Below are 25,499 nucleotides of genomic sequence, written 5' to 3' on the forward strand. Positions count from 1 at the left end.
TTTGTCCGGTAAACAGAAAACTTACTCTTGCGAAGAATACCATTTGATGGTATTATACTTGTGATGCGCCTGTAGCTCAGTGGATAGAGCAGTGGCCTCCGGAGCCGCGTGCGTAGGTTCGATTCCTATCAGGCGCATGAATAGAGATCCCGTGGAGATTGATTCTCCAGGGGATTTTTTTTTGTGGGAGTCATCGGGAGTTTCCGATGACTCCCACAAAAAAACGCTCCGCGGGGATGCGCACGCCGCAGCAGAGAAGATGTCACCTTGCGGTGACCAGCGGCGGACTTTGTCCTTTTGCTAAAAGAAAAAAGCATGAAGAGTCGGATCGGCTTATATAACCGGGCGGGTATGACGAATAATAATCATTATGAGAATGCGATCAGCCGGGAAATGTTCAGCGCTGCGCATGAAAGATATGTGACCTCATTGGACAGGAGAAGTTTTTATGAAGAGATTATGCAGACAGAAAAAGAATGGTTTTACGCTCGCTGAGCTTCTGATCGTTGTTGCGATCATTGCCGTGCTGGTATCGATCAGCGTGCCGATTTTTTCAAAAGTTCTGAGAAAATCACGCCTCGCTGCAAATCAGGCCAATGCAAGAGCCGCTTATGCGGCAGCCATGGTGTGGTACATGGAGAATTCCAACACGGATCAGCAGATTTATAAGGATGCGGGGACCTTTGACGCATCCACCGGCGTGTTTACGCCCGGTGTCATCTCCACCACCAATCCCAATGCACCGCAGTTTGATGATACCAATATCGATAACTGGACGGTAGATACCCCGTCGCGTCCGGCGTATGACAAGAAGAGAGCCGGAGATATTGTCTACAAAAAGTGGGATATCTACTGGAATTCGTCGTTCAATGGAACCATTGATGCTTTTGTGGCATCGGAGTAAAGAATAGAGGCAATACAGGAATGAAAGAAACATCGGCAAAATCACTCCAGGATTTTATTCTGGAAAGCCGGATCTGGCTGAATCATTATCTGAGCGGTATTCTGAGAATGATCATTCTGACCGGTCCTGCGATTGCGCTCGGAATCCGGGCAGGCATCTTCCGGAATGCCACGTACCGGACCTGTCTGAATATCTCAGGGATGGTTGCCGTCCTGGCGTTCATTCATTATTTTCTTGCGCGGCGCTTTCCGAAATCCAGGGCGACAAGTTTTTTCTCGCTGACAGCTTTGGATATCATCATCGTATATATGTCGCTCCATCAGGTAGATATTCTTCTTACCTGGTTTTTTGTGCCGCTGATGGGCGTGCTGTTCTGTGATGAGGTGATTTATTTTTATGCGGTTGCGGTAAACTATGTGTTTATGACCGGTGCCACATGGGCAGGCACATCGCTCTATTACACAAGATCTGATTTTGAATCGGTCCGGGGATATTTTTTTAACGTCATGGGCGGATTCACAATCGAAATGCTGATTATGACAGCGCTGGGGTACATCATAATCAGACTTGCCAAGGACAATTTTGCAAAGCTTTTTCAGCAGAATGAGATGATTCAGTCCCAGAAACAGAACGAACAGGAGAAAATGAAGGTCCTGGATTCGATGGCGGGAATCTATGACAATGTCAATCTGATCGATTTTACGGATAATACGGAAATGTCGCTCCGGGATCCGGAACAGAAAAAGATCGGAATCGATATGCGGTCACAGACACATACACAGATGAGTCAGAGGATTAAGGAGCATGTCATGCCGGAGCAGATGGATGATTTCCTGTCCTTTACCAATATCACTACGGTCAGAGAACGCCTGACCGGCAAAAAAATCATCAGCGGTGACTTTGTGGACATTGACAGGGGCTGGTTCCGGGCGCAGTACATCACGGTAGATGCGAAAACGGACTCGGCACCGGACGTTGTGATTTACACGACGCGAAATGTGAATGAAGAAAAGAAGAGAGAGCAGACGCTGATCCGGATTACCATGACGGATGAAATGACCAGACTTCACAACCGCAGGTGTTATGAGAGAGATCTGGATAAACTGCGGAGGAAACCGCTGGAGGATGATTTTGTCATCTTTGTGATCGACGTAAACGGATTAAAGACGGTAAATGACACTCTGGGACATACTGCGGGGGATGAGCTGATCAAGGGCGCCGCAGCCTGTCTGGCCATTACCGTACATAAAACCGGAAGAGTCTACCGGACCGGCGGAGATGAATTTATGGCGCTGGTTTACACGGATGATCCGGAGTGTCTGCGGAAGAAAATCCATAAAAATGCATATAAGTGGCGCGGCGTTTACTCCAGGGATATGTCGATGGCGGTCGGCTATGCCGCGGCTTCCGATTACAGGGATGCTTCTCTGGACGAGCTGGAACATTTTGCGGATGCAGATATGTATTCTGAAAAAGAACAGTATTATCAGAAGGCGGGAAAAAACAGACGCCGGATATAAGAACGGCAGAGAAGAACGCCAGAGAAGAACGCACAGAAAAACGGAAGAGAAGAACAGCAGAGATTACGGGACTCCGGTTTCAGTTGGAAACGGAGTCCCGATTTTGTGTTCCATGGAGAGCGCTTCGCATTTGCTATGGAAAAAATGCTCTCCGGAGGCTGCTGTAATAGCGAGGATACCCCTGGTCCTTCATAAGACTATGGCGGCTTCCGCAATAACGGACGTAATGCTAAGATTCAGTGGAATCTCCTTCAAAAAATGATATAATGCAGAATAGTATATTTTAGTGTAATACATTGAAAGAAAGCATAGTGATGGGATATCACGGTGAGGTGTGACATGACAAAAGAGATGGATATGGATGCGCAGGGAATGCGCCTGAATAAATACCTGAGCGCGGTCGGCTACTGTTCCCGGCGGGATGCGGACAAGCTGATCGACGAGGGCGCGGTTACCGTGGACGGTGAGCCGGCGACACTGGGGACACGTGTGCGGAACGGGCAGACGGTTGCGGTGAACGGAAAGAACATTGAAGACAGGAAGGAGAGACCGGTCCTTCTGGCGGTCAATAAGCCGAGAGGCATCATCTGTTCAACGAAAGATGACGATCACGGCGATGTGCGTGTGCAGAATATCGTGGATTTTCTGCATTACCCGATCCGGATTTATCCGATCGGCCGTCTGGACAAAGAGAGCGACGGACTGATCCTGATGACCAACGAAGGCGATCTGGTGAACCGGATTCTCCGGGCAAGATTTATGCACGAGAAAGAGTATGTCTGCACCGTCAACCGGCCGATCGATGAGGCATTTCTGCGCGGGATGCGCGCAGGCGTCTATATTCCGGAACTGGAGACAACCACAAGACCGTGTAAGGTGACCAAGACCGGAACCCGTTCATTCCGCATCGTTCTGACACAGGGACTGAACCGTCAGATCCGGCGGATGTGCGAGCAGTTCGGATATCATGTCCGCGCGCTCAAGCGTATCCGTATTATGAATATCCGTCTCGGCGATCTGGAAAAGGGCGAGTACCGCGAGGTGGCCGGAGAAGAGCTGGAGGAGCTGATGAAGCTTCTTGATTCCCGTGATGAGGCCAGCGAGAAGGAAATGCAGATGATGTACGCCGATATCGAGAAATACGGCGATGAGGATGCATCCGGAGGACTCGGAGAGAGCGGTCACGCAAGACGTGCGGCGCGCGAAGAGCGGGAACGGTTTGCAAGAGGCGAGCGGAATTTCGGCCGAAATGACCGCGACGAGGAACGCAGAAGAAACAGCGGCCGGGACGGCGCGGCGGTCTTCCGCTCCGGAAGCAGCGGCAATGTAGTATACCGCAGCAGGAACAGCGGTTCTTCCGCAAAACCGGCGGAGAGAACGGCCGGGAAGAGAACCGGCGGAAAAGACGTGCATTTCAGCACGGCGCATAAGATCACAATTACCCGGAGAACAGGAGACGAGGATGGCAGACGCAGAAAGAACCGAGGAGACGAAGAGAATTCGTGAGCTGATCCGGATTCTGAACGAGGCCGGAAAGGCATATTATGCGGACGGCAATGAGATCATGACCAACTTCGAGTACGACAGGCTCTATGATGAGCTGACGGAACTCGAGCAGAAGACCGGCATTGTCTTTGCCAACAGTCCGACACAGAATGTGGGCTACGAGGTTGTCAGTGAACTGCCGAAAGTGCGCCATGAAAAGGCGATGCTCTCTCTATCCAAGACCAAAGATGTGGCGGAACTCGCCGCTTTTGCGGGCGATCACAAGGCTCTCCTTTCCTGGAAAATGGACGGACTCACGGTCGTTCTGACCTATGAGGACGGCAGGCTTTCCCGGGCGGTGACCCGCGGTAACGGAGAGATCGGTGAGCTGATCACCGGCAATGCGAAGACCTTTGTCAATGTGCCGCTGACCATTCCGTACCGGGGACAGCTGATCCTGCGCGGTGAGGCGGTCATCCTGTATTCGGATTTTGAGAAAATCAATGCAGCCATCGGTGATGCAGACGCAAAGTACAAGAATCCGCGCAATCTATGCAGCGGTTCCGTCCGGCAGCAGGACAGCCGGATCACCGCGCAGCGGAGTGTCCGCTTTTACGCGTTCAGTCTGGTCAGGGCGGAAGACGTCGATTTTGCAAATTCCCGGGAAAAACAGTTTGAATGGCTGAAAGATCAGGGATTTGAGGTTGTTCATTATGAAGCGGTAACCGGAGAGACGATTCCGGAGACCGTCCGGAAGTATGCGGAGATGGTTAAGACCAACGACGTACCGTCGGACGGACTGGTTCTTCTCTATGACGACATAGCCTACGGAGATTCTCTCGGAAGAACCGCAAAAGCGCCGCGCAACGCGATCGCATTCAAATGGAAGGATGAGACGGAAGAGACGAAGATCCGCTATATCGAGTGGAGTCCTTCCCGGACCGGTCTGATCAATCCGGTGGCGGTGTTTGATCCGGTTCAGCTGGAGGGAACGACCGTCAGCCGCGCCAGTGTCCACAACATCAGCATTATGGAGGAACTGGAACTCGGCGAGGGCGATACGGTCACGGTCTTTAAGGCCAACATGATCATTCCGCAGATCGCGGAGAACAAGACAAGAAGCGGAGTAAAGAATATTCCGGAGAAGTGCCCGGTCTGCGGCGGAAGGACGGAGATCCGTCAGGACGGAACCGCATCCACGCTCTGGTGCACCAACAGCGAGTGTCCGGCGAAAAAAATCAAGAGTTTTTCGCTCTTTGTCAGCAGAGATGCGCTGAACATCGGCGGTCTGTCAGAGGCAACGCTGGAAAAACTCATCGCCGCGAACTGCATTCACGAATACCGGGATATGTTCCGCTTAAAGAACCACCGCGATGAGATCATTCAGATGGAAGGGTTCGGCGAAAAATCGTTTGAGAATCTGGAGGCGGCGGTAAATAACGCCCGCCACACGCAGCTCTACCGCGTGGTATACGGACTCGGCGTCGCGGGAATCGGTCTTGCGAATGCGAAGATGCTCTGCCGTCATTTCGGAGACGACTTCGAGGCGATGCGTACCGCATCGAAGGAGCGTCTGACGGAAGTCGACGGAATCGGGGAAGTGCTGGCCGACGCATGGACAGCATATTTTGCGGATGAAGAGCACAACCGCAAGATCGATGAGCTTCTCGCGGAACTGACCATTGAGAGCGGGGAGGCTCCCGGAGACGACGTGAATCCGGAAGCGCTTGCCGGGGAGACGGTCGTCATCACCGGATCGCTGGAACATTTTTCCAACCGCAAACTCCTGCAGGAGGAGATCGAGAAGCGGGGCGGAAAGGTGACCGGCAGTGTGACGGGCAAGACCACGATCCTGGTCAACAATGATACGGCATCGACCTCGTCCAAGAATAAAAAAGCCAAGGAACTGGGCATTCCGATTCTGTCGGAGGAAGAATTCATGGCGCGGATGGGAATGCAGGCCTGAACGGCGGGAACGGTATGATTTGCCGAAAGGCGAAATCACGGACTTCGAAGAATTTACTGAAAGGCGGAATCACGGATTTCAAAGAATTTACTGAAAAGCGGAATCACGGATTTCGAAGAAGGCCGGGGATTTACAGGACGCGACTGCCGCGCTATGGCAGAGATCCGGCAGAAACACGAAGACATAAAGCAGTAGAAGGGAAGAAAAGACATGCCGATTCGAGTACAGAATGATCTTCCGGCGAAATCAATCCTGGAAGCGGAAAACATATTCATCATGGACGAGACCAGAGCGGTCAGTCAGGAAATCCGACCGCTGGAGATTCTGATTCTCAACCTGATGCCAATCAAAGAGGACACGGAAACGCAGCTTCTGCGCGCGCTCTCCAACACCCCGCTGCAGGTCAATGTCAACTTCCTGATGCTTCAGACTCACCGGTCCACGCATACGTCCTACACTCATCTGAACAAGTTTTATATTTATTTTGATGAGGCAAGACAGCACAAATACGACGGACTGATCATCACCGGCGCGCCGGTGGAAAACATGGAATTTGAGGACATCAATTACTGGGACGAGCTCAAGGAGATCATGGAGTGGTCGAAACACAATGTCACATCGACGCTTCACATCTGCTGGGGGTGCCAGGCCGGTCTCTATTATCATTACGGAATTCCGAAATATCAGCGGGAGACCAAGCTTTCCGGTGTGTACGAGCATGAAGTGCTGAACCGTAAGATTCCGCTGGTCCGCAGTCTGGACGACTATTTCTATATGCCGCATTCCCGCAATACCGAGGTTCACCGGGAAGATATCCTGAAACATCCGGATTTGCTGATTCTTGCGGAGTCGAAGGAAGCGGGCGTCGGCATTGTGATGCGCAGGGACGGAAGACAGATCTTTATTCAGGGGCATCCGGAATATGACCGCATGACGCTCTCCAACGAGTATCACCGCGATCTGAAGAAGGGCATGAATCCGTCCATTCCGGTGAACTATTTTGAACACGATGATCCGTTCTCCAAACCGATTCTGAAATGGAGAAACATGGCCAACACCTTTTACTCCAACTGGCTCAACTACTACGTATATCAGGTAACACCGTATCTGCTCGATGCGATCAACTGACCGGACGGACAGCAGACAGAACCAACAGGCAGCCGGGCCCGTCTGCCCGTGCACAGAGGACAAAACATGGCAAGTATGATAACGATCGGCGCGTTTGCGGCTACGCTGATCGCCTGCGTGGCGGCCGGCGTAAAGACGATTTACGCGCTGATGATCGGCTACGGAATCTTTTTGATTTACGGAGTATCCAGGGGATTCTCGGCGGCCGAAGTGGTGAAGATGTCCATAAAGGGCGTTCTTACAGTGAAAAATATCCTGATCGTCTTTGTGGTGATCGGCATGGTGACCGGTCTCTGGAGGGCGGCGGGAACGATCCCGGCAATTATCTGCTATGCGTCGGGGGTAATCGTTCCGGAGATATTTCTCCCGATCGCATTTCTCCTGAACTGTCTGGTCTCGTTCATGACGGGCACCAGCTTCGGTTCCGCGGCGACGATGGGCGTCATCAGCGTGACGATGGGAATTGCAATGGGAATTTCGCCGGTGCTTCTGGGCGGCGCGATGCTGTCCGGCATCATGTTCGGTGACCGGGCATCACCGGTTTCGTCCAGTGCAAATCTCGTCGCGGAACTCACAAAGACCGATCTCTATAAAAATATCGGCCTGATGATGAAGAGCGCGGCGGTTCCGTTTGTTCTGACTGTGATTATCTATTTTGTCCTCGGACAGCTGGACGGCGGTACCGGGGAAATGATGAATGTGACCGCGATTTTTGAGAACGGTTTTGTGATCCATCCGGCAGCCGTATTTCCGGCTGTTCTGGTGCTGATTCTGTCCGTATTCCGGCTTGGGACAAAACGGGTCCTGGCGGTGACGGCGGCGGTCTCATTCGTGATCGCGGTGGGGCTTCAGCACATTTCTCCGCTGGAAGCGGCAAAGATCGCGGTTTTCGGTTACCACGCGGAGAATCCGGAACTTGCAAAACTGATCGATGGCGGCGGCATCGTCTCCATGATGAGCGCGGTTCTGATTGTGGGCTTATCCTCCTCGTATTCCGGCATCTTTGACGGGACGGGGCTTCTGGACGGCATCAAGGATAAGATCGGCGGACTCGCCGGAAAACTTTCGCCGTTTGGGGCAACCTGGCTTGTGAGTATCTTTTCGTCGATGATCGCGTGCAATCAGACGCTGGCGACCATTCTGACCCATCAGCTCTGTTCGCATCTTGAGCCGGACCGGCAGAAATTTGCGATCTGGCTGGAGAATACCGCTGTTCTGATGGCGGAGCTGATTCCGTGGTCGATTGCCGGAGCGATCCCGCTTCAGGTGGTCGGAGCGCCGCCCATGGGGATGGCATTTGCGGTTTATCTCGTTCTGGTTCCCGCCTGGCAGGTAATAGAACAAATGTTTGCAAAAAGGAATAATATGTAGTATCATAACGGCACAGTCATTGCAGGATGGCTGTGCCGTTATCTGAAAAACGGAGAAAAGGTGCCGGATCCCGGATCGGGAAGCCGGGCATTGGGAGCAGCTCGGCTCCGGAATGATGGAGATGAGCCGTGACATGGTGATCGGGAAGCCTGGCACCGGAAGCGGTTCGGCTCCGGCCCTCATAGAGATAAGCCGGAGTATGGTTAAGAGATTCTGTGCGACAGAAAAGAGGCACATATGTCAGAAAGAAAATATATAAAAATCCGTGGGGCAAAGGCACACAACCTGAAGGACATTTCTCTGGACATTCCGAGAGACGAACTGGTGGTTCTGACCGGCCTTTCGGGAAGCGGTAAGTCATCGCTTGCGTTTGATACAATCTATGCGGAAGGGCAGAGGCGTTATATGGAGTCACTGTCCTCCTATGCGAGACAGTTTCTCGGACAGATGGAAAAGCCGGATGTGGAAAGTATAGAGGGACTTCCGCCGGCCATCTCCATTGACCAGAAGTCCACCAACCACAATCCGCGTTCCACCGTGGGAACGGTCACGGAGATCTACGATTATCTCCGTCTTCTTTACGCGAGAGTCGGCATTCCGCACTGTCCGAAGTGCGGACGTGAGATCCGGCGTCAGACCGTAGACGAGATGGCGGATCAGATTATGGCGCTTCCGGAGCGGACGAAGATTCAGCTTCTGGCGCCGATCGTGCGCGGAAGAAAAGGACGCCATGAGAAGGTGCTCGATCAGGCGAAGAAGAGCGGTTATGTCCGCGTCCGTGTGGATGGAAATCTCTATGATCTGAGCGAGACCATTGAGCTGGACAAGAATATCAAACATGATATCGAGATCGTGGTGGACCGTCTGATCGTGAAGGAAGGGATTGAAAAACGTCTTTCCGACTCCATTGATACCGTCATGAAGCTTTCGGACGGACTGATGATCGTTGATGTGACGGACGGCGAGCCGATGACGATGAGTCAGAATTTTTCGTGTCCGGACTGCGGGATCAGTATTGAGGAGATCGAGCCGAGAAGCTTTTCATTTAACAATCCGTTCGGTGCCTGCCCGGACTGCGTCGGCCTCGGATATAAGATGGAATTTGACGAGGATCTGATGATTCCGGACAAATCGCTTTCCATCAATCAGGGCGCAATCGCCGTGCCGGGATGGCAGTCGGTTATGGATCCGAAGAGCTGGACGGGGGCGATTCTTTCCGCTGTTGCGGAGAAATATAAATTCAGTCTGGACACGCCGTTCCGGGATTATTCCAAAAAAATCCATGACATCGTCATGTACGGAACAAACGGCGAGAAAGTCCGCTATCACTATAAGGGAAGAACCGGCGAGGGTACGTATGAAGTGGAGTATGAGGGACTGATCCGCACGTCTGAGCGCCGTTACCGCGAATATGTCGGTGAGGCCGGGAAAGCGGAGATGGAGACCTTCATGCGGATCACGCCGTGCAAGGCCTGCGGCGGACAGAGACTGAAAAAGGGCGCTCTGGCGGTTACGGTCGGAGGAAAGAATATCTATGAGGCGACACAGCTCTCCTGCGATAAGTTCCGCGGTTTTATCGATTCCCTGGAGCTGACGCCGATGCAGCAGCAGATCGGCGCACCGATTCTGAAAGAAGTCCGCTCCCGCATCTCATTTTTGATAGATGTCGGTCTGGATTATCTTTCGCTCGGGCGTTCCACCGGAACGCTGTCCGGCGGCGAAGCGCAGCGAATCCGCCTGGCGACCCAGATCGGTTCCGGACTGGTGGGAGTGGCGTATATTCTGGATGAGCCGTCCATCGGTCTTCATCAGAAGGACAATGACAAGCTTCTCGGAACCCTCCGGCATCTCCGGGATCTCGGAAACACCGTCATTGTGGTTGAACACGATGAAGATACCATGCGGGCGGCGGATTTTCTGGTGGATATCGGCCCGGGGGCCGGCGAACACGGCGGAGAAGTGGTGGCGGCCGGTTCCGTGCAGGATGTGATCGACTGCCCGAAGTCCATCACCGGAGATTATCTCAGCGGGCGGAAGTTTATTCCGGTTCCGAAAAAGCGGAGAAAGCCGACCGGATGGGTCACGGTTCACGGTGCAAGGGAGCATAATCTGAAGAACATTGACGTCTCTTTCCCGACCGGCGTGATGACCTGCGTGACCGGCGTCTCCGGCTCAGGAAAGAGCTCTCTGGTCAATGAGATTCTTCTGAAGTCGCTCTCGAGACAGCTGAATCGGGCGAGAACCATTCCGGGCGAGTTTGATTCGATCGACGGCATTGACCAGCTGGATAAAGTGATCGCCATCGATCAGTCGCCGATCGGAAGAACGCCGCGCTCCAATCCGGCGACCTACACCGGCGCGTTTGACCTGATCCGCGATCTGTTTGCGGCGTCCAGCGATGCGAAGACCAGAGGCTATGACAAGGGCCGGTTCAGTTTTAACAAAAAGGGCGGACGGTGCGAAGCCTGCGCCGGCGACGGTATCGTGAAGATCGAGATGCATTTCCTGCCGGATATCTACGTTCCGTGTGAAGTATGCGGAGGAAAACGATATAACCGCGAGACGCTGGAAGTCCGCTATAAGGGGAAGAATATCTATGATGTTCTGAATATGACAGTAGAGGAATCGCTGGATTATTTCAAGAATGTCACGAAGATCTACAACAAGGTGAAGACACTCTACGACGTCGGACTCGGATATATCCGTCTCGGACAGCCGTCGACAGAGCTGTCCGGCGGTGAAGCGCAGCGGATCAAGTTGGCTACGGAACTGGCACGCCGCGGAACCGGAAAGACCATCTATATTCTGGATGAGCCGACGACGGGACTCCATTTTGCAGATGTCCACAAGCTGGTGGATATCCTGCATGAGCTCAGCGACCGCGGCAACACCGTGATCGTCATCGAGCACAATCTGGATGTCATCAAGACTGCGGATTACATCATTGATATGGGGCCGGACGGCGGTGACCACGGAGGCACTGTGATCGCACAGGGAACGCCGGAAGAGGTGGCAAAGGTGAAGAAGTCCTATACCGGTGAGTATGTGAAGCGGTATCTGTAATCCGGTACCGGTCACCTGTTTGAAGGACATTTGGCAACAGATTCAGCGCTCCGATGGAAGGCAATTTCCAAAGAAAACTATAACCATCGGAGCCGACGATCCCACGGAGCTGCTCTCTCCGTAAGAATGCGCCGGATTGGGACAGGAATCATGTCAGCATATGCGGAGAGAAGCCTGCGCCCCAGAATTCGTGAGAAACTCTGAGGAGAGACTCAGGGGAGAGACTCTTGAACACCTGCTTGCCAATTACGGAAGTCTAACATATAATATGATGAGTCTATTTCGCGAGCAACGAGTCAGAGCCCGTGATGGTATGAGACTATGGCGACTGCCGTGATATTTGGCAGGATAATGTACGTTCGTGCGTCACGCAGGAATTATCAGGAGGAATAACCGTGGAAAAAGAAATGATCATTGTTATGGACTTCGGCGGTCAGTACAATCAGCTGATTGCCAGAAGAGTAAGAGAGTGTCATGTGTACTGTGAGGTTCACCCGAATACACTGTCACTTGAGAAAATCAGGGAAATGAACCCAAAAGGCATCATTTTCACCGGAGGTCCGAACAGTGTTTATAAAGAGGAGTCTCCGAAGTGCCCGAAGGAGATTTTTGAGCTCGGCATTCCGACACTCGGCATCTGCTACGGTCACCAGCTGACATCCCACCTTCTCGGCGGCGTTGTTGAGACGGCTCCGACCAGTGAGTACGGCAAGACCGAAATGATCGTCGATGCAGAGGATTCCATGCTGTTTGACGGCGTAAAGAAAGATTCCATCGTATGGATGAGCCATACCGATTATGTGGCAAAGATTCCGGAAGGTTTCCGCGTAACCGCTCACACCGATGTCTGCCCGGTTGCGGCCATGGAGAATCCGGAGAAGAAGTTCTACGGCATCCAGGCGCATCCAGAAGTTAATCATACCGAGGAAGGACAGAAGATCCTGTCCAACTTTGTTCACAAGATCTGTGGCTGCGGTGACAGCTGGCAGATGTCCGATTTTAAGGAGCGCACCATCGAGGAGATCCGGAACAAGATCGGAAACGGCAAGGCCCTTCTTGCTCTTTCCGGCGGCGTAGACTCTTCCGTTGCGGGCGTCCTGATGGCTCAGGCCATCGGTGAGCAGCTGACCTGCGTTTTTGTTGATCATGGACTTCTCCGCAAGGATGAGGGCGATCAGGTGGAGGCTGTTTTCGGACCGAATGGCCCGTATAAGCTGAACTTCATCCGCGTCAATGCGCAGGAGCGTTTCTATAAGAAACTTGAGGGCGTGGAGGATCCGGAGAAGAAGCGCCATATCATCGGCGAGGAGTTTATCCGCGTCTTTGAGGAAGAGGCGAAGAAGATCGGTACCGTGGACTATTTCGTTCAGGGAACCATTTACCCGGATGTGATCGAGTCCGGTCTTGGCCACAGCGCAACCATCAAGTCTCACCACAACGTCGGCGGTCTGCCGGAACACGTGGATTTCAAGGAGATCATCGAGCCGCTTCGCATGCTGTTCAAGGATGAGGTTCGCGCATTGGGCAAGGAACTTGGTATTCCGGATTATCTGGTATACCGTCAGCCGTTCCCGGGCCCGGGTCTCGGCGTCAGAATCATCGGGGCGGTAACCGCAGAGAAGGTCCGCATCGTTCAGGAGGCAGATGCGATCTACCGCGAAGAGGTGGAGAAGGCAGGCGTGAAGGGCCTTGGCCAGTATTTTGCCGCTCTGACCAACATGAGAAGCGTCGGCGTTATGGGCGACGGAAGAACCTATGATTACGCGATTGCGCTTCGCGCGGTCTGCACATCCGACTTCATGACGGCGGAGGCAGCGGAGATTCCGTGGCCGGTTCTCTCCCGCGTTGCCACCAGAGTGGTCAATGAGGTCAAGGGAGTGAACCGTGTACTGTACGATTGCACGGATAAGCCGCCGGCAACGATCGAGTTTGAATAATGGATTATCGCTGGAAACGGGCATAAATACAGGATTTTTAAATTGTCTGATTGCAAAATGGTTGCAAAAATCAGCCATTTAATAAAATGTCCTGTTTTGTCTTGTTTTGACTCGTTTTGTCTCGTCCCGTCCGACATTGGACATATACACGGGAAAAGAGCAGTGATACTATTAATATAGAAAAGCAAAGGCATTTAAGATGCGTGAGAAGAATTGATTTTCTTCCCACGCATTTTTTTATGCCTATTTTTGCATAGATTTAAGAAAGTCAGAGGAGGTGGTGGAATATATGCGCGATTATGTTTGTTATTCGGTAATGATATCAATAGTAATTTAAATGAAATCGGAAAGGAGATTTTATTTATGGAAATCACAAAGACAAAACCAATGTATGTAGGCGTTGATGAAGTCTGTGCTGACTGGGGAGTATCCAGAAGTAAAGGCTATGCCATTATCAAACAACTTTCAGATCAGATGAAAACCGAGAATCCCAAACTTCTTACAATGGCAGGTAAGATTAATCGCTTTTACTAAGAAGAAGCATGCATGAAGAAATGAAGGGAGGAAAACTATGTCAGTAAGTAAAGATGAGGCTATAGGTACCTGGACGATTTACTCCAGGTACACCAATTGGCAAAATAAAACAAAAGTCCTCCATAAAAGAGGATTTAAAACAAAGCGTGAGGCACTGGAGTATGAGCGAAAGTTCCTGCTTCAGAAGTCTAAGAATCTCAATATGGGATTCACGGAATTTGTAGAGACGTATTTCGATGATATTGGGCCTAGAATCAAATACAATACCAGGCTTACCAAGGAACATGCCTTTCGTACCAAGATTATTCCATATTTTGAAGATAAGGCTCTTTCTGATATTACACCGACGGATGTGATTCAGTGGCAGAATACGATATTGCAGATGGAAGATGAGGAGGGAAAGCGTTACCAGCCAACCTATCTCAGATCAATTTCTGCGCAGCTGTCAGCTCTTTTTAATCATGCAGTAAGATATTATGGACTAAAGGATAATTCGGTAAAGATTGCTGGCTCTATGGGGTCATCCAAAGCTAAAGAAATGCTGTTTTGGACTAGAGAAGAGTATCAAACGTTCAAGGAAGCCATGAAGGAAAAGCCGGTTTCTTATTATGCTTTTGAAATATTGTACTGGTGTGGAATTCGTTGTGGAGAGTTATTGGCTCTTACCAGAGGAGACTTTGATTTGGAGAAAAAGACCTTAGCGATTAATAAGTCCTTACAGCATTTAAAGGGTGAAATCTATGTTACAGATCCGAAAACACAAAAGAGTAATCGCGTGATTGATCTGCCAGACTTTTTATGCGATGAGATGGAGGATTACTTTTCTATGCTTTATAAATGCGATGATGATACAAGACTTTTCAATGTTTCAAAATCCTATCTTCATCATGAGATGGATCGTGGTGTCAGGGAGACAGGGGTGAAGAGGATACGTATTCATGATCTAAGACATAGCCATGTGGCACATCTTATTGAGCTAGGTTTTTCTCCAGTGGAGATAGCTGATAGATTAGGCCATGAGAGCATGTCGGTTACGATGACATATTCTCATTTGTATCCATCGAAACAGCGTAAGATGGCAGATAAACTCAATCAGGATTATAAGAGAATGGAGAATTAGTCTATGAGTGATAGTAAAGAACATAGGAAAATTTACAGGCGGGATACTTTGCTAAAGAATACAAAACCGAAAAAGAAGGATGAGAAAAATCGAAAAAAGTCTGCATGTGTCAATTTTAGAGTGACGCCGGAAGAGAAAGAAATTATATTTAACAGGATCAGACTTTCAGGTCTGATGATCCAAGATTACGTAGCACAAAGCTGCATGTACAATCAGATTTCTGTTGTTGGGAATATCAAAACTTTTGATGCTATCAAAAATGAGATGAAGCTGATTGATGAACATTTGTTGACACTTAAATCTGTGGATGAACTTGAATTAGAAAAGCTGGAATGTCTGAGAATGATTCTGGAAATCTTGGATGGATTCTATAAAAATTGTGATTCCTAGAAATATAGCAAAGCGTAATAAAGCTCGTTTAAGAGCGCAGCCAGATTTGAAAAATCTGTTTTATGGGGATTGGGGAAAATTTCCCCAACGAGCAAAATTGTACAAGAGTACACTGCTCGCGAATTTGGATAAGGTAGTGAAGGTGGTGCTGGCCTCTGGTATCTTAGTGATGCTGGAGGCCTCTTTTTTTATTTGCATCATTTAGAATTTCAATATCATTATTTGTGTGAAGTTGTGAGAAGATGCTGTTATTGAAGAGTTTTCACGCAGATTGAAATATTCAATTTTGAATTGATGAAAGCTGACTGCTCTGTTATAATTATATTTGTGGTGAAATGCCTCAAAATCGAGGTTTGTAAGCAAACATGAAAGGTAAAAAGTTATGGCAATTCGTTATAACAAACTGTGGAAACTCCTGATTGATAAAGACATGATGAAAAAGGATCTCAGAATTAAATCAGGAATCACTACAAATGCGTTGGCTAAATTAGGAAAAAATGAGCATATAAGTACGCAAGTTTTAGAAAAAATCTGTAAAACGCTTAATTGTAATATAGAAGACGTCTGTGAATTTGTTAATGATGAAGAGGGGGCTGGCAAAAATGAGTCCTGAAGCGAAAGCAAGAGAGAAAATTGATAAGAAGCTTGTTACGTCCGGATGGATTATCCAGGATATGAAGAGGTTAAACCTTACTGCAGGTATAGGCGTGGCTGTTAGAGAATTCCCTACCAGTACAGGCCCGGTGGACTATGCTCTTTTTGTAGAAGGAACTCCTGTGGGTGTGGTCGAAGCCAAGAAGACAGAAGCTGGAGAAAACATAACAGTTGTTGAAGGCCAGTCGGCCAGATATGCCAACAGTACCTTTAAATGGGTACAGCAGGATTATCAGATTCGATTTGCTTATGAAGCTACAGATAAGCTTGTAAGGTTTACAGATTACAAAGATATCAAGTATCGCTCCAGAACAGTTTTTTCATTTCATAGACCAGAGACTTTGAAGACTCTTCTGGCAGCGCAGGATACCGTTAGAAATAATATGAAACATTTTCCGGAACTTGATACCAACGGATTCAGAAAGTGTCAGATTAACGCTATTAATAACCTAGATAAGTCATTTGCGGATAACAGACCAAAGGCATTGGTTCAGATGGCAACAGGCGCGGGAAAAACCTTTACAGCTATTACAGCTGCGTATCGGTTACTTAAGTATGCCAAGATTAACAGAATCCTTTTCCTTGTTGATACAAAGAGTCTGGGTGAACAGGCAGAAAGAGAATTCCTTGCTTACACACCTAATGATGATTCCAGAAATTTTTCACAGCTCTATGGTGTGAGACGGTTAAAGAACTCTTACATTCCTAATGACATTCAGATATGTGTTAGTACAATTCAGAGAATGTACTCCATACTGAAGGGGGAGGAACTTGATGAAGGTGCAGAAGAAGTACCTTTTGATGAATATGTAACAGCGGAATCAAAAGTACCGAAGGAAGTGGTCTATAACGAGAAGTATCCCCCTGAGTTTTTTGATGTCATTATTGTTGATGAATGTCATAGATCTATATATAACGTGTGGAGCCAGGTGTTGACATATTTTGATGCGTTTATTATAGGTCTAACAGCTACTCCAGATAAGAGAACATTTGCATTCTTTAATGAAAATATTGTAAGTGAGTATCCAAGAGAGCAGGCTATTGTTGATGGTGTCAATGTCGGGGAAGATATATTCCTGATCGAGACAGATATTACTAAGAATGGTGCCAAAATAATGAAGCGCTTGATTGAGTATAGGGACAGACTGTCTCGAGAGATGCGCTGGCAGCAAATGGATGAGGATGAAGATTATTCAGGAAGCAAAAAGGGAAAACTTGATAAAGAGGTTGTGAATCCAAGCCAGATTAGAGCTGTCATTCATGAATTTAAGGAAAACTTGTTTACAAACTTGTTTCCACATAGAAAAGAAGTGCCTAAGACACTGATATTTGCAAAGACGGACAGTCATGCAGACGATATCATCCAGATTGTTAGAGAAGAGTTTGGTGAAGGTAATGAGTTCTGTAAGAAGATTACTTATCAGGCAGATAATCCTGAATCTGTGCTTAGCGCATTCAGGAATGATTACTATCCGCGTATTGCTGTAACTGTAGATATGATTGCTACAGGTACAGATGTCAAGCCTATTGAATGTCTGATATTTATGCGTGATGTAAGAAGCAGAAATTATTTTGAACAGATGAAGGGCAGAGGCACCAGAACGTTAAAGGCTGATGACCTTCAGAAGGTTACTCCGTCCGCTACCGGTAATAAAGATCACTTTGTAATAGTTGATGCTGTAGGTGTTACTTCATCTAAAAAAACTGATACGAGACCGCTTGAAAGAAAGCCAACTGTGTCTATGAAGGAACTTATGATGAATGTGGCTCTTGGTGCCAAAGATGAAGATACGCTTACTTCATTGGCTAATAGAGTAATCCGTCTGAATGCACAGATGACAGTTTCCGAACAGAAGAATTTTGCCAAAGTAGTTGGAGAGTCTGCCGGAATTGTTGCAGAGAAATTGTTGAATGCCTTTGATGTAGATGTAATTCATGATAGGGCAGTTCTGACAACAGGCAAAGATGAGCCTGATGAGAAAGAACTCGAAGAGGCTAAGAGAGAACTGATAAAAGAAGCTACAGAGCCTTTTCATAATCCGGATGTCAGAGAATATATTGAGAACGTTCGCAGAAGTCATGATCAGATTATAGATGATGAAAACATTGACCATGTTTTATTCTCGGGATTCGATACGCAAAAGGCTAATAATGCCGACAATGTGATCAAGTCCTTTCATGAGTTTATTGAAGAGAATAAGAATGATATTATAGCTCTTCGTATTATCTATAATCAGACATACAAAGATAGACCGATGGCGATAGAAGGCCTTAAAGCTTTATATGAAAAGCTTCAATCCAAGGGTATAACTGTAGAACGTTTGTGGGATTCCTATGCAATGAAGAAGCCTGATAAGGTCAAGAAAGGTACGCTGGGTCAGATTACGGACTTGATTGCCTTGATCAGATTTGAGATGGGATACACAGATAATCTGTCACCATTTGCGGATAAGGTAAATTATAACTTCATGCAATGGACATTCCGCAAGAATACCGGTGCTGTTCACTTCACGGAAGAGCAGATGGAGTGGCTGAGGCTTATTAAGGATCACATAATTGCATCGCTGAGCATATTGCCAGAGGATCTAGATCTTACACCATTTGATAAACATGGTGGATTGGCGGCTTTTTATGATGCCTTTGGTGATCAGTATGAAGAAATATTAAATGAGATGAATATAGAGTTAGTAGCTTAAGGATGGAATATACATGAATAATAGATGGAAATATGTACCCTTAGTCGAAGCGGTTAACATATGTGATAGTTTACGAAAACCGTTAAATAGTAAAGAGAGAAGCAAACGAATTGAGGGGAAGAGCGTTAACGAGCTATATCCATATTATGGAGCTACAGGCCAGGTTGGATATATAGATGATTACATTACAGACGGAGAGTATGTTCTTTTGGGCGAAGATGGTGCACCATTTTTGGATGCATTTGCTTCCAAGGCATATATTGTTTCAGGGAAAACATGGGTTAATAACCATGCTCATATCCTTCAAGTTAAGGGAGATAGTAAATTTCTTTGCTACTATTTGAATAGTTTCAACTACAAAGGATACGTTTCGGGAACTACCAGATTGAAGTTAACACAGACACAAATGAAACAGATTCCAGTACCCGTGCCACCACTTGATGAGCAACAACGTATTGTCTTTAGCATTGAGGAACTTTTCTCCTCGCTTGATAATGTGGTCGATACCTTAAACAAAACAAAGGAACAGTTGGCGGTATATAGACAGGCAGTGTTGAAAGAAGCGTTTTCAAGCATTAAGCATTTTGAAACAATTAGGAATGCATCTGAATTTGTAACTAGCGGATCAAGAGGGTGGGCGAAGTATTATGCTGACAAAGGAGCGTTATTTATAAGGATTGGTAATCTTACTAGAACATCTATTGATATTAAGCTAGAAGACAGGCAATACGTGAATTTGCCAGAAAAAGCAGAGGGCAAGAGATCACGCCTACAACCAGGCGATGTACTTGTATCAATAACTGCAGACTTAGGAAGCATTGGTTTGGTTACAAACAAGATACAAGAAGCGTATGTTAATCAGCATATTGCAATGATTCGTTTTAAGAATCCAGAGCAGAGTGAGATGTATGCTTGGTTTTTAAGAAGTGAATTAGGACAAAAGGATTTATTAAAGAATAAACGTGGAGCTGGGAAGCTTGGCCTTGGATTAGATGATATTCGAGATTCAAGGGTGCCGAATATTTCAGATGCGGAAGCTAAACGAATAGTTGATAGCATAGAAGAACGCTTTTCTGTATGTGATTCAATTCAACTGACAGTTGATGAAGCTTTACAACATGCAGAAGCAATGCGTCAAAGTATTCTAAAGGAAGCATTTGAAGGGAGACTGTAATGGCGTATTTTCAAATGGATAAGAATCTTCGTAAAGAATTAAGAACGGAGGAGGACTTCATAAAATATGCCGAATCTGCTTATAAAAGTGCAAAAGAATATATGCAGGCATCTATGATACTTTTGCCACATTTGATTGAGTGTAGTATTCCGATGATTTCTAATGCAGCTTTTACGTGTGAATTGTTTCTGAAGGTGATTTTGACATACACACATACAGTTAAAAATGAGAAGCAACTTCGAGAGCATAATTTATATAAACTTTTTAACAGAATTGAAGATAAAAGTATACAGGAAAGAATACGCAAGGATACTTTAGAAGAACAATTTGATCTAACGTTGAAGGAGATTGGAAAGGCTTTTGAGGTTTCTAGGTATGTCCATGAATATAAGGAAATGACATGTGATGTAAAGTTCATATATATGCTAATGAATTCTTTGCATAATGAATGTTTGAAACTGATGAAGGAGAAGAATGATGAGTGAAAATACATCCGCTATAGTATCTAAGGTATGGGGCCTTTGTAACCCTCTTAGAGACGATGGTGTTTCATATGGAGATTATCTTGAACAGCTGACATATCTTATATTTCTTAAGATGTCAGATGAATATTCAAAACCACCATATAGAAGAGAGACAAGGATTCCCGTGGGATATACCTGGTCTGATATGAATACCCTTAAGGGAGCAGAACTAGAGACTCAGTATAAGAATACACTTGAAAAACTGGGTGAACAAAAAGGAATCCTTGGTCAAATTTTTAAGGGTGCAGTAAACAAGATTAGTAATGTAGCAATTCTTTATAGAGTAGTTCAGATGATTGATGGCGAAAAATGGGTAGCTATGTCATCTGATGTCAAAGGTGAAATCTATGAAGGATTGCTTCAGAAAAATGCTGAAGATATTAAGAGTGGTGCAGGTCAATATTTCACACCGAGATCTCTGATTCAGGCAATGGTGGAGTGTATGCGCCCTGAGCCAGGAAAGACTATTGCAGATCCATGTTGTGGAAGTGGTGGATTTTTTCTTGCAGCACAGGCTTATCTTGCAGATCCAAAGAACTATACACTTGACCGTGAGCAGAAGGAGTTTCTTAAGAATGAGACATTCCACGGTAACGAGATTGTAGCAGCTACATTTAAGACAGCACTTATGAATTTATACCTTCATAATATTGGAGATATATACGGAGAAATTCCGGTAACTCTTGGCGATGCATTATTATCAGACCCAGGTTATCGCGTAGATTATGTTCTGACAAATCCTCCTTTTGGTAAGAAGTCATCTATTACATTTACTAACGAGAATGATGAGACAGAGGAAGAAGATCTTGTATATAATCGACAGGATTTCTGGACTACAAGCTCAAATAAGCAGCTGAACTTTGTGCAGCATATCAATACTATTTTGAAAGCAACTGGTAAGGCAGCAGTTGTTGTACCTGATAATGTCCTTTTTGAAGGTGGAGCCGGAGAAATAGTCAGAAAGAAACTGCTTGAGACAACAGACCTGCATACAATATTAAGATTGCCTACAGGCATTTTCTATAAGCCTGGTGTTAAAGCTAACGTTATATTCTTTGATAAGAAACCAGCTTGCCCTGAGATGCAGACAAAAGAAGTATGGATTTATGACTTCAGAACCAATGTGCATTTTACGTTGAAACAGCATCCGATGAATTACGCTGATCTGCAGGACTTTATTAAATGTTATAATCCTGAGAATCGTTATGAGCGTCACGAAACCTGGTCGGAAGAGAATCCAGATGGACGTTGGCGCAAGTATAAGATCGATGACATTTTAGAAAGAGATAAGACGAGCCTTGATATCTTTTGGATCAAGGATAAATCGCTTGCTGATCTTGACAATTTGCCATCACCAGATGAGTTGGCTGGCGATATTATTGAGAACCTGCAGAGCGCACTAGAAAGTTTTCAGGAACTGCAGGAACAGCTGAAGAGTAACAATGTACAAGATAAGGACTATAGCTATAACACGCCAGCTAATGTAATAATTAAAGAATTATCTGCTCGTTATAATGTGTCGCTTGTTAAAGCTGATACATTTGAAAAACAGTTAGAAAAGATAGGTTTTTTAGAGATTACTGTTGGAGATGAACTATTCCATTCAAGTACGCTAGAATTTTGTTATTTAACTATAAACACAAAGAATGGGTTAACTAGTAGGGATAGAAAGCCTTTTAATGTTGTTATTAACTTGAAAAATGGGATGTTTGAAGAAATAGCTTCTGCTTTTATTGGACTTGGTATTAGTGGTGCAGAATGGGCTACATCTGACAATAAACTCGTTTCTGTTGCGTCAATATTAGGGGCAGTATTTAGTGCACTATCATTAACTAAGATTAACTTTTCCGAGAATGAAACAGCAATTCTTCTTGCGTTGCAGAACGGTAGTCAGACAGAGGATGAATGTTTGCAAACAACAAACGATATTTTACGAGATTATCACTATGATGAACTTTCAGAAGACGCATTCATGCGTGCAGTGAACAATTTATATAATTGCAGATGCATATCGATTACTGAAGGAATTATATTTTTAAATGAAAAAATAAAATCATAGTTTGTGGTAGTTGTTTATAAAAAAGGTATACGGGAGAAGAAGACTACAATTGAGAGCTATTAATTTGTATGCACTAACTAGAAATGTTGAACCAGAAATCTTGCCATTATTCGAAAAGAATATTTCATGGAGAGAAGAAAAGTTAAGAATTCGAGAAAGTGAAATAGCATTAATAAGAATTATTGTTGCAAATTTAATGCTTTTTCATGCAAGCAAAGACTGCTTTGATGATTGGTTTTATTCTTTTACAATTCCACAGATATCTAAAGAATTTGATCTTTTGAAAATTGGAAAGAATGGGATAACTGTAAATGTTGAATTAAAAGAACAGGTAGTTGAAGAAGAAAGAATAATAAAACAGCTGAAGCAGAACAGATATTATTTATCAAATGTGGCTACTACAATTTACAGTTATACATATATGCAAGTGGATAATACACACTATAAGATTTTAAAACTTGTAAATGATTCATTAGTCGAAACTACATTCGAGGATATTATAGGGAACTTACATGAAGTAGAAAATCCATATACAGAGGATATTGAAAAGCATTTTCGACCAAAGGATTACCTTATATCGCCAATAAATACTCCTAAGAAATTTCTGGATGGAGAGTATTTTTTGACGAATCAGCAGGAATCTATAAAAAAAAGTATTCTTGAGGGATTATTGGACGGTGACAAGCTTTGGGGCATACGTGGAAGCGCAGGGACTGGGAAAACACTATTGTTATATGATATGGCGAGATTCTTATCTAACGATAGGCGAGTTTGTATTATACATTCTGGTATTTTGGCTGAAGGGCATAAAATCATAGATGAACAGCTAGCTGACTTGTCTATTATAGAAGCAAAGTCAGCATTAAAGGAGACATTAGAACAGTTTGATTTTATTTGTGTGGATGAGACACAAAGATTATATGCCTCAACACTGGCTAGTATTTTGGAACTTTATAATGAAGGAATAATTGAGGGGTGTATTTTTTCTTATGATTTTGCGCAATGCTTGTCGAAAAAAGAAATTCGTAGAAATAATCCGCAAAAGTTAAGAAATATAGATGGCTTTCAGGAGATGAAATTATCGGATCGAATTAGAACAAATAAGGTTATTTTTTCATTTATCAGAACAATGCTTAGATTGACAGAAGTTCCGCGGAAACCCATGAATTATGACTGCATAGATATCATGTATGCGAATGATATAACTGAGTCTGACAAGTTGCTAAGGTTATACAAGAATAAAGGCTATACGTTTATTACATTTACGCCTTCACAATTTGTTTCTAATGGAATAGATCATTATTCTGCTAATATTAATTCTCATCAAGTTATAGGACAAGAGTTCGATAATGTGGTTATTATTATGGATAATAATTTCAGGTATAGTGATGACGGCGATTTGGAGGGAAAAGAGCACCCCAATCCTGATTATTTGTTCCCAAAACTATTCTATCAAAATATATCACGGACAAGAGAACGTCTTTGCATTATAGTTTTAAATAATCCTAAGATGTTTAGGAAGCTTTTGATGATAAAAGAAAATGAACTAGTAAGGTAGCTTTTTTGCAGAAATTAGATTGTGCAAAAGACAATTAGAATCGACATTCAGTGAAAAAATATAAATGCATCTTGAATTGTAACGCAAATCGCGTTACAATAAATAAAAAGGAGTTGATAAGTATGGAGAAAACAGCAACACTCAATTTACGAGTTAATCCTACAACGAAAAAATCAGCTGAAGATGTACTTTCACGTCTTGGAATCCCAATGTCTACAGCTATTGATATGTATTTAAAGCAAATTACGCTTACAGGAGGCATTCCGTTTAAAGTAGCATTACCGCAGGCTCTGGATGCTATTAATGCAGATCTTATGACGACTGCAGAGATTCATACAAAATTACAGGAAGGCTTTGATGATATTGAAGCAGGCCGAGTACAGGATGCAAAGTCAGCATTTGCTGCTTTTAGAGAGAGTCACAGATGAGAGAATATCCTGTAAAAATCACTGAGAAAGCACTGGCAGATATGAATGGGATATATGAATATATCGCATTGAATTTGCAATCACCGGAAAATGCTATGGGCCAGTACAACAGAATAGCTGATGCTGCGCTTGGACTTGGCTTTTTCCCAGAGAAATTCAGACTGGTAGATTTTGAACCAGAACGCTCGCAAGGACTAAGGCGCATGCTGGTAGATAACTATTCGGTATTTTATGTGTTCAAAGAAGAAGTTGTTATAGTAACAAGAGTATTATACAGTGCTTCTGATATTGAAAAGCGGTTGAAAGAAGACTATTAACTTATGGTTGCACTTTGGTTGCAAAAAGTCTTAAAAAGCAAAAGAACCGACGGAATAAACGTAAAACCACAACAACATATAGCCATAAAAGAAAATCAATCTCACTAGATGTTGATGCTTTTCTAGAGAGTGCGTTTACATGTATAAATGGGATATATGAGATATATGAGTATATTGCAGTTAAGTTATATGCGTATAGTATAGCCTTGATAGATCAGTACGATCATCAGGCGATCGTAAAGTCTATGGGAAACACACTGTCTTGTAAGCGGGATGGTGTGTTTTTTTTCGGTCTTCGACCGCACCGAAACCAAGTTCTTACAAAATGAAAATATTTCTCTTATACATAGATCAAAGGTAAACGGTAAATAGTGGGTGCTTGGTTAACAGTAAGCCATCCCACTTAGGGATGGCTGAAACAGTCTTTTACTTCGATTGTCTGCATTCTATCGGCAGTTTATCTGACCACGGAAGAAGATCTTCCAGATAGGAATTATCTTCGAACTCACCATGCTCGGGGATCTGCTCCAACAGATATTTGAAATACTCATAGGGTTTAAGGTTATTCGCTTTGGCTGTTTCCACCAGGCTGTATAGGACAGCGCTGGCTTTCGCTCCACTGATGGTATCGATCATGACCCAGTTCTTCTTGCCAATGCAGAATCCGCGGA

Annotated in this window: 20 protein-coding genes and 1 tRNA gene; 20 read left to right on the forward strand and 1 reads right to left on the reverse strand. The window is 45.4% G+C overall.

Annotated features, from left to right (window positions below; genetic code table 11):
* Positions 1 to 65 precede the first annotated feature (65 nt).
* From BR86_RS0112020 to BR86_RS0112125, 20 genes are all read left to right on the forward strand, one after another.
* Positions 66 to 137 (forward strand) — tRNA-Arg (locus tag BR86_RS0112020).
* 311 nt (positions 138 to 448) lie between these two features.
* Positions 449 to 904 (forward strand): prepilin-type N-terminal cleavage/methylation domain-containing protein, encoded by a 456-nt coding sequence (locus BR86_RS14800; RefSeq protein WP_038288672.1) that lies wholly within the window; start codon positions 449 to 451, stop codon positions 902 to 904.
* A gap of 20 nt (positions 905 to 924) precedes the next feature.
* Complete coding sequence (locus BR86_RS15330) at positions 925 to 2,424, forward strand: GGDEF domain-containing protein (protein WP_031474232.1); 1,500 nt, start codon at positions 925 to 927, stop codon at positions 2,422 to 2,424.
* Between the two features lie 339 nt (positions 2,425 to 2,763).
* On the forward strand, positions 2,764 to 3,930 hold the full coding sequence (locus BR86_RS16525; protein ID WP_075034505.1) for a pseudouridine synthase: 1,167 nt from the start codon (positions 2,764 to 2,766) through the stop codon (positions 3,928 to 3,930).
* Positions 3,887 to 5,875 (forward strand): NAD-dependent DNA ligase LigA, encoded by a 1,989-nt coding sequence (ligA, locus tag BR86_RS0112040; protein WP_031474236.1) that lies wholly within the window; start codon positions 3,887 to 3,889, stop codon positions 5,873 to 5,875. The genes BR86_RS16525 and ligA overlap by 44 nt, the downstream gene beginning before the upstream one ends.
* Before the next feature lie 210 nt (positions 5,876 to 6,085).
* A complete protein-coding gene (metA, locus tag BR86_RS0112045; RefSeq protein WP_031474238.1) occupies positions 6,086 to 7,003 on the forward strand; it encodes a homoserine O-acetyltransferase MetA in 918 nt (305 codons plus the stop codon).
* Positions 7,004 to 7,069: 66 nt separating this feature from the next.
* Positions 7,070 to 8,374, forward strand: coding sequence for a Na+/H+ antiporter NhaC family protein (locus BR86_RS0112050; protein ID WP_031474241.1), 1,305 nt, complete (start codon positions 7,070 to 7,072; stop codon positions 8,372 to 8,374).
* Positions 8,375 to 8,611: 237 nt separating this feature from the next.
* Positions 8,612 to 11,437, forward strand: a complete 2,826-nt coding sequence (uvrA, locus tag BR86_RS0112055) for an excinuclease ABC subunit UvrA (protein WP_031474243.1) — start codon at positions 8,612 to 8,614, stop codon at positions 11,435 to 11,437.
* A 395-nt stretch (positions 11,438 to 11,832) separates the two neighbouring features.
* Positions 11,833 to 13,374, forward strand: coding sequence for a glutamine-hydrolyzing GMP synthase (guaA, locus tag BR86_RS0112060; protein ID WP_031474245.1), 1,542 nt, complete (start codon positions 11,833 to 11,835; stop codon positions 13,372 to 13,374).
* Positions 13,375 to 13,737: 363 nt separating this feature from the next.
* Positions 13,738 to 13,908: a hypothetical protein gene (locus BR86_RS16165; RefSeq protein ID WP_154661387.1), complete on the forward strand. Its 171-nt coding sequence runs from the start codon at positions 13,738 to 13,740 to the stop codon at positions 13,906 to 13,908.
* 37 nt (positions 13,909 to 13,945) lie between these two features.
* Complete coding sequence (locus BR86_RS0112070) at positions 13,946 to 15,028, forward strand: site-specific integrase (RefSeq protein WP_031474247.1); 1,083 nt, start codon at positions 13,946 to 13,948, stop codon at positions 15,026 to 15,028.
* A gap of 3 nt (positions 15,029 to 15,031) precedes the next feature.
* A complete protein-coding gene (locus BR86_RS0112075; protein ID WP_031474249.1) occupies positions 15,032 to 15,418 on the forward strand; it encodes a plasmid mobilization protein in 387 nt (128 codons plus the stop codon).
* Positions 15,419 to 15,800: 382 nt separating this feature from the next.
* Positions 15,801 to 16,031 (forward strand): helix-turn-helix domain-containing protein, encoded by a 231-nt coding sequence (locus BR86_RS0112085; protein ID WP_031474253.1) that lies wholly within the window; start codon positions 15,801 to 15,803, stop codon positions 16,029 to 16,031.
* Positions 15,985 to 18,768, forward strand: a complete 2,784-nt coding sequence (locus tag BR86_RS0112090) for a type I restriction endonuclease subunit R (RefSeq protein WP_242841608.1) — start codon at positions 15,985 to 15,987, stop codon at positions 18,766 to 18,768. The genes BR86_RS0112085 and BR86_RS0112090 overlap by 47 nt, the downstream gene beginning before the upstream one ends.
* A gap of 13 nt (positions 18,769 to 18,781) precedes the next feature.
* A complete protein-coding gene (locus tag BR86_RS16080) occupies positions 18,782 to 19,942 on the forward strand; it encodes a restriction endonuclease subunit S (protein WP_051684792.1) in 1,161 nt (386 codons plus the stop codon).
* The gene (locus BR86_RS0112105; RefSeq protein WP_031474257.1) at positions 19,942 to 20,427 is read left to right on the forward strand and encodes a hypothetical protein; all 486 of its coding nucleotides are present in this window, start codon (positions 19,942 to 19,944) and stop codon (positions 20,425 to 20,427) included. Before BR86_RS16080 ends, BR86_RS0112105 begins: the two co-directional genes overlap by 1 nt.
* Positions 20,420 to 22,525 (forward strand): class I SAM-dependent DNA methyltransferase, encoded by a 2,106-nt coding sequence (locus tag BR86_RS0112110; RefSeq protein ID WP_242841609.1) that lies wholly within the window; start codon positions 20,420 to 20,422, stop codon positions 22,523 to 22,525. Before BR86_RS0112105 ends, BR86_RS0112110 begins: the two co-directional genes overlap by 8 nt.
* A 49-nt stretch (positions 22,526 to 22,574) precedes the next feature.
* On the forward strand, positions 22,575 to 24,083 hold the full coding sequence (locus BR86_RS0112115) for a DEAD/DEAH box helicase (protein ID WP_031474261.1): 1,509 nt from the start codon (positions 22,575 to 22,577) through the stop codon (positions 24,081 to 24,083).
* Positions 24,084 to 24,205: 122 nt separating this feature from the next.
* A complete protein-coding gene (locus BR86_RS0112120; RefSeq protein ID WP_031474263.1) occupies positions 24,206 to 24,511 on the forward strand; it encodes a type II toxin-antitoxin system RelB/DinJ family antitoxin in 306 nt (101 codons plus the stop codon).
* The gene (locus BR86_RS0112125) at positions 24,508 to 24,828 is read left to right on the forward strand and encodes a type II toxin-antitoxin system RelE/ParE family toxin (protein ID WP_031474265.1); all 321 of its coding nucleotides are present in this window, start codon (positions 24,508 to 24,510) and stop codon (positions 24,826 to 24,828) included. The genes BR86_RS0112120 and BR86_RS0112125 overlap by 4 nt, the downstream gene beginning before the upstream one ends.
* Positions 24,829 to 25,254: 426 nt before the next feature.
* Here BR86_RS0112125 and BR86_RS0112130 read toward each other — a convergent pair.
* Positions 25,255 to 25,499: transposase domain-containing protein (locus tag BR86_RS0112130; protein WP_031474267.1), on the reverse strand; the 245-nt coding region annotated here is incomplete at its 5' end.

It is taken from the genome of [Clostridium] aminophilum DSM 10710 (assembly GCF_000711825.1).
Taxonomy (GTDB): Bacteria; Bacillota; Clostridia; order Lachnospirales; family Lachnospiraceae; genus Clostridium_R; species Clostridium_R aminophilum.

Excerpts from the sequence above, each read along its gene's own strand:
- BR86_RS14800 (WP_038288672.1), top strand. The coding sequence starts at position 449 with ATGAAGAGATTATGCAGACAGAAAAAGAATGGTTTTACGCTCGCTGAG.
- BR86_RS15330 (WP_031474232.1), top strand. The coding sequence starts at position 925 with ATGAAAGAAACATCGGCAAAATCACTCCAGGATTTTATTCTGGAAAGC.
- BR86_RS16525 (WP_075034505.1), top strand. The coding sequence starts at position 2,764 with ATGACAAAAGAGATGGATATGGATGCGCAGGGAATGCGCCTGAATAAA.
- ligA (WP_031474236.1), top strand. The coding sequence starts at position 3,887 with ATGGCAGACGCAGAAAGAACCGAGGAGACGAAGAGAATTCGTGAGCTG.
- metA (WP_031474238.1), top strand. The coding sequence starts at position 6,086 with ATGCCGATTCGAGTACAGAATGATCTTCCGGCGAAATCAATCCTGGAA.
- BR86_RS0112050 (WP_031474241.1), top strand. The coding sequence starts at position 7,070 with ATGGCAAGTATGATAACGATCGGCGCGTTTGCGGCTACGCTGATCGCC.
- uvrA (WP_031474243.1), top strand. The coding sequence starts at position 8,612 with ATGTCAGAAAGAAAATATATAAAAATCCGTGGGGCAAAGGCACACAAC.
- BR86_RS16165 (WP_154661387.1), top strand. The coding sequence starts at position 13,738 with ATGGAAATCACAAAGACAAAACCAATGTATGTAGGCGTTGATGAAGTC.
- BR86_RS0112070 (WP_031474247.1), top strand. The coding sequence starts at position 13,946 with ATGTCAGTAAGTAAAGATGAGGCTATAGGTACCTGGACGATTTACTCC.
- BR86_RS0112075 (WP_031474249.1), top strand. The coding sequence starts at position 15,032 with ATGAGTGATAGTAAAGAACATAGGAAAATTTACAGGCGGGATACTTTG.
- BR86_RS0112085 (WP_031474253.1), top strand. The coding sequence starts at position 15,801 with ATGGCAATTCGTTATAACAAACTGTGGAAACTCCTGATTGATAAAGAC.
- BR86_RS16080 (WP_051684792.1), top strand. The coding sequence starts at position 18,782 with ATGAATAATAGATGGAAATATGTACCCTTAGTCGAAGCGGTTAACATA.
- BR86_RS0112105 (WP_031474257.1), top strand. The coding sequence starts at position 19,942 with ATGGCGTATTTTCAAATGGATAAGAATCTTCGTAAAGAATTAAGAACG.
- BR86_RS0112110 (WP_242841609.1), top strand. The coding sequence starts at position 20,420 with ATGAGTGAAAATACATCCGCTATAGTATCTAAGGTATGGGGCCTTTGT.
- BR86_RS0112120 (WP_031474263.1), top strand. The coding sequence starts at position 24,206 with ATGGAGAAAACAGCAACACTCAATTTACGAGTTAATCCTACAACGAAA.
- BR86_RS0112125 (WP_031474265.1), top strand. The coding sequence starts at position 24,508 with ATGAGAGAATATCCTGTAAAAATCACTGAGAAAGCACTGGCAGATATG.